Source organism: Mesorhizobium sp. M7A.F.Ca.AU.002.02.1.1 (assembly GCF_003998535.1).
In the GTDB taxonomy this organism is placed as follows: domain Bacteria; phylum Pseudomonadota; class Alphaproteobacteria; order Rhizobiales; family Rhizobiaceae; genus Mesorhizobium; species Mesorhizobium ciceri.
Genome location: NZ_RZPB01001219.1, coordinates 1 through 1,173, shown reverse-complemented (window position 1 = coordinate 1,173; position 1,173 = coordinate 1). Strand labels below are relative to the sequence as shown.

Below are 1,173 nucleotides of genomic sequence, written 5' to 3'. Positions count from 1 at the left end.
TTCAACCGCCGATGGCAGCGGCGCCGAAAGGCGTCGAGGGCTCGTGGATCGACGCCAAGGGCACCGGCCTGTCGACCTTCACCGGCGGCACCTTCACGACGGTAGCCACCGACACCGGCCAGAAGCTTGCCGACGGCAGCTACACGATGACCGGCGCCACATCGGTGCAGATCAACGGCACCTCGCTGATCCGCCAGACCGCGGTCAGCTTCAACTGCCTGATGGTGTCGACAAGCCAGCTCAACTGCACGAGCTCCAGCGGTCAGAATTTCGTGCTGACAAGGCGCGTCTGAACCCACGACCATTCGTTTTCCAAGGACGGCGGCTGGTTGGCCGCCGTCCTTTTTTGTGCCGGCAAAGGGTCCCGGATTCCGCTTGCGTCATCCGGAACGCGATGGGAACATGGCCAAAGCGCCGGCTGTTATGTTCCAGTCAAGCAAGAGCGCTAATGGCCTCTGATCAGCTTTCCGGGAGACGAAGATGAAGAAGCTTGCCGCCATTGCAGCCCTGTCAGCCTCAGCCCTCGGCCTGTCGGCCGGCGCGTCCTTTGCCGACTACACGCTGAACATCCTGCATATCAACGACTGGCACAGCCGCATCGAAGGCAACAACAAATATGAATCGACCTGCTCGGCGGACGAGGAGACCAAGGGCGAGTGCATCGGCGGCGCGGGCCGGCTAATCACCGCGATTGCCCAGGAACGCAAGAAGCTGGAAGGCCAGAACGTGCTGCTGCTCAGCGCCGGCGACAATTTCCAGGGCTCGCTGTTCTACACGACCTATAAGGGCAAGGTCGAAGGCGAATTCCTCAACGACATGAAGTTCGATGCCATGGCCCTCGGCAACCATGAATTCGACGACGGCGAGGCCGCCTTGGCGCCGTTCCTCGACATGATCAAGTTCCCCGTGCTCGGCGCCAATGTGAAGGCCAACGCGCAATCCAAGCTCGGCGACCGCGTCAAGCCATCTGTTGTCGTCGAGGTCGGCGGCCAGAACATCGGCATCATCGGCGCGATCACCAACGACACGCCGGACCTCGCTTCGCCGGGTCCCAACGTCGCCATCGAGGACGACGTCAAGTCGATCACTGCCGAAGTCGAGAAGCTCAAGGGCGAAGGCGTCAACAAGATCATCGCCGTGACCCATATCGGCTACAGGCGCGAACGTGACGTC

At 61.6% G+C, this 1,173-nt stretch carries 2 protein-coding genes; both read left to right on the top strand.

The window, feature by feature from the left end; all coding sequences use genetic code 11:
- Positions 1-293, top strand: a 293-nt coding sequence (locus EN879_RS36615; protein WP_127274751.1) for a hypothetical protein, incomplete at its 5' end; no start/stop codon positions are given.
- Between the two features lie 187 nt (positions 294-480).
- Positions 481-1,173: metallophosphoesterase (locus tag EN879_RS36610; RefSeq protein ID WP_206521094.1), on the top strand; the 693-nt coding region annotated here is incomplete at its 3' end.